The sequence below is a fragment of the Mesorhizobium sp. M7A.F.Ca.US.014.04.1.1 genome, from assembly GCF_003998745.1.
In the GTDB taxonomy this organism is placed as follows: Bacteria; Pseudomonadota; Alphaproteobacteria; order Rhizobiales; family Rhizobiaceae; genus Mesorhizobium; species Mesorhizobium ciceri.
Genome location: NZ_RZRW01000623.1, coordinates 1 through 3135 on the forward strand (window position 1 = coordinate 1; position 3135 = coordinate 3135).

Below are 3135 nucleotides of genomic sequence, written 5' to 3' on the forward strand. Positions count from 1 at the left end.
CTGGAACGCATCGCCGGGCCGAAGGCGGTAAGCCTGATCCGCGAGGTTCCGGATGACACGATCTGGGCGATCGTCAAGGGCTGGCCGACGCGCTTCGAGGCAAAGCGGTCGCGGGAGCTCGGCTTCAGCGCCGAAAAGAGTTTTGACGAGATCATCCGCGCTCACATCGAGGATGAGCTCGGCGGCAAGATCGCGGGTTAAACTCCGACCCTCGTGGCGTCGGGCATCATCCGCCGCTCGCCAGGCTTGCCGACAGCAGCAGCAGTCCGAACAGGAACACGAAGGCGGCGCCGCCGATCTCGACGATCGAGTGGATGCGGTTGCCCATGCGGCCGTCGCCGGCGAAATAGACCGCCCAGTTCTTGGCGGTCACCGCCAGCGTCGCCAGTGCCGAAACGGTGATGGCGGTGCCCAGCGACATTGCCAGCACCGACAGCAGGCCGCCGAGCCAGAGGCCGTTGAGCAGGGCGAAGCTGAGCACGATCAGCGCGCCGGAGCAGGGGCGGATGCCGACCGCCGCCACCGCTGTCCAGGCCGTGCGCCAGTCGAAGCGGTCGCCTGACAGCAGCGCCGGATCGGGTGCGTGCGAATGGCCGCAGGTGTCGCAGACTTCGCCGGCCGCGTGATCGTGATGAGCATGATCGTGTTCGGCATGATCGTGATGATCGTGATGATCGTGCGAAGGGCCGTGCACATGGTCATGCGCGTGCAGCGCGTGCGAATGGGCATGCGCCGAATGGCTGTGAGCTGCATGGGAATGGCCGGCATGCGAATGCGCGCCGTGCGAATGACCCCCATGAGAATGACCCCCATGAGAATGACCGGCGTGAGAATGGCCGGCATGAGCCGCCGACAGGCTGTAGGCCGGGCCCTTGCCGAACAGACGCAGGACGGCGGGGCCGAGTTTGCGCCACAGCAGCCAGGCGCCGAACAGGGTGACGAAGACAAAGCTCATGATCTCCATGAACCAGGCTGCGTCCGTCATCGAGACGGAGGTGCCGCGCAGGACGAAATAGGCGACCCCCATCACCGCGACCGCGGTCAGGCCCTGCAGCAGCGCCGAGACGAAGGACAAGAGGATGCCGCGCCGCAACGCCACTTCATTGGCCACCATGTAGGACGAGATCACCGCCTTGCCGTGACCGGGGCCGGCGGCATGGAAAATACCGTAGGCGAAGGACAGGCCGACGAGTATCCAGATCTTGCTGCCGTCCTGGCGCATCGCCTTCATCGCCGTTGCCAGCGCGCGGTAGAATTCCTGCTGCCTGAGATTGATCCACATCAGGATATGGGCGAACGGGCCGGTGGTGGGCGCCATGCCGTCATTGACGCCGATGCCGAGCGAACTCTGGGCATGAGCCGCGTCGGCGAAATGCATCATGGCGACTGTGAGGGCCAACAGGCCGAATGCCAAACGCAGGGACGGTTTCGTCACCGGCTTCATCCTTCTGGCTGACAGGTCAGTTCGAGCTTGGTGGCGAAGATCTTGCTCATATCGGTGCCGGTCGGGTCATTGAAAAAGGCATCGGTGAGGGTCTTCTGGTTTTCCTTGATGGCCTCGTCGGGGTCGGGACGGACCACCTTGCTGGTGCAGTTCGAGGGCAGGCCTTCGACCGTGATGTTGGAGTCCTCGGTGAAGTCGATCGCCGTGTAGAATGTCGGATCGTAGACGCCGATATCGATTTTGCCGTTGAGCTTGATCGGCACCTTCGGTTCGGACTCGAACAGGATGATCAGCTGGTCGTTGTCGAAATTGGCCATCAGATGCGGCGGCGGCGTCATCGCCACGTCCTTGCCGTCGACGGTGACGAGCTGGAAGTAGTTGAACTCCGCCAGCGAGGCATGAACGGTGTCGGCGACTTCCTTCAGCTCCTTGTCGTCGAGCTTCAGGTCGGAGTTCTTGTCGAATTCCATCATCACCGTCGAGGAAAACAGGTCGTCGAAGCGCCAGAGATGACGCAGAGCCTTCACGCTTTGGTGATCGGGGGAGAGGATCACATCGAGGCGAGCCTCGGCGAAGACGTGTGGATGCACGTAAGCGGGTCCAGTGGCGGCAAAGCTAGCCGCCAAGGCCGAAGCCAGCATGATTGCGTGCCGTTTCAGGTGCATTCTCGGTCGCGATTCCCTAGGCCTCGGAAGAGTTGCCGAGAGTTACCAGAAAGGGGGCGAAATTGGGACCGCTGCTCGGCTGAAGTGGGTCAGGCAACTTCACGCGTCCTGAACCACTGCACCAGGAAGTCGACGAAAACGCGGACCTTGGCCGGCAGATAGCGGCGGTGCGGGTAGACGGCGAAGATGCCGCCGCCCGACAGGATACGGTCATCCATCACCGACACCAGCCGGCCGCTCGCGAGATCGGGCGCGGCAATGAAATCCGGCAGGACGGTGAATCCCAGCCCGGACACGGCCGCGGCTCTCGCCGTCATCGGGCTGTTGACCTCGATCGGACCTGACACCGAAACGCTGACCGGATCGCCATTGTCGCCCTTGAACGGCCAGTTGTTCAGTCCGCGGCCATTGGTGTCGACGATGCAAGGCATGCGGCTGAGATCCTGCGGCCGTGTCGGCGTGCCATGCTTGGCGATCAGTTCGGGGGAGGCGCAGAGCTTTATCGAAAATGGCGCCAGACGCCTGGCGATCAGCGACGAGTTCTCCAGCCGCGAGATACGCACCGCAAGGTCGAAGCCTTCCTCGACCAGATCGACGAAGCGGTCGTCGAGCTGGATGTCGAGCACGATGTCGGGATGCTGCTTGGCGAAGTCGATCAGCGACTGGCCGATCGGCGCGTCGGCGAAGGTGCGCGGCGCCGACAGCTTGATCCGGCCGCGCACGTCGCCGGAGGATTCGCGCACCGCGTCGGCCAGGCTGTCGACCTCGCGCACGATCTCCGAGGCGCGCCGGTAATAGGTGTGGCCGGCCTCGGTCATCGAGAACTGGCGCGTGGTGCGGTTGAGCAGCAAAGCGCCGAGTTCGTCCTCCAGCTCGCGCACATATTTCGACAGCAAGGCCTTGGAGCGGCCGATCTTGCGCGCCGCCGCGGAAAAGCCCTCGGCCTCGACCACGTCGATGAAGGCGCGCATGCGCGTCAGTGTGTCCATGGTCAGGCCTTTCGTGCCGCGTCGCGAAGTTTCCGAC

3 protein-coding genes and 1 pseudogene are annotated in these 3135 nt (G+C 63.7%); 1 reads left to right on the plus strand and 3 read right to left on the minus strand.

What is annotated here, in order from left to right; translation table 11 throughout:
• Positions 1 to 201, plus strand: a pseudogene (locus tag EOA22_RS28800) (NAD-dependent epimerase); the annotation flags it as partial.
• A 25-nt stretch (positions 202 to 226) separates the two neighbouring features.
• On the opposite strand, the gene EOA22_RS28805 reads toward EOA22_RS28800, so the two are convergent.
• From EOA22_RS28805 to EOA22_RS28815, 3 genes are all read right to left on the minus strand, one after another.
• On the minus strand, positions 227 to 1444 hold the full coding sequence (locus EOA22_RS28805) for a nickel/cobalt transporter (RefSeq protein ID WP_013529750.1): 1218 nt from the start codon (positions 1442 to 1444) through the stop codon (positions 227 to 229).
• Positions 1441 to 2109, minus strand: coding sequence for a DUF1007 family protein (locus EOA22_RS28810; protein ID WP_027161413.1), 669 nt, complete (start codon positions 2107 to 2109; stop codon positions 1441 to 1443). The genes EOA22_RS28805 and EOA22_RS28810 overlap by 4 nt, the downstream gene beginning before the upstream one ends.
• A gap of 89 nt (positions 2110 to 2198) precedes the next feature.
• Positions 2199 to 3098: a LysR family transcriptional regulator gene (locus EOA22_RS28815; RefSeq protein WP_063168937.1), complete on the minus strand. Its 900-nt coding sequence runs from the start codon at positions 3096 to 3098 to the stop codon at positions 2199 to 2201.
• Positions 3099 to 3135: the final 37 nt, after the last annotated feature.

Excerpts from the sequence above, each read along its gene's own strand:
- EOA22_RS28805 (WP_013529750.1), bottom strand. The coding sequence starts at position 1,444 with ATGAAGCCGGTGACGAAACCGTCCCTGCGTTTGGCATTCGGCCTGTTG.
- EOA22_RS28810 (WP_027161413.1), bottom strand. The coding sequence starts at position 2,109 with ATGCACCTGAAACGGCACGCAATCATGCTGGCTTCGGCCTTGGCGGCT.
- EOA22_RS28815 (WP_063168937.1), bottom strand. The coding sequence starts at position 3,098 with ATGGACACACTGACGCGCATGCGCGCCTTCATCGACGTGGTCGAGGCC.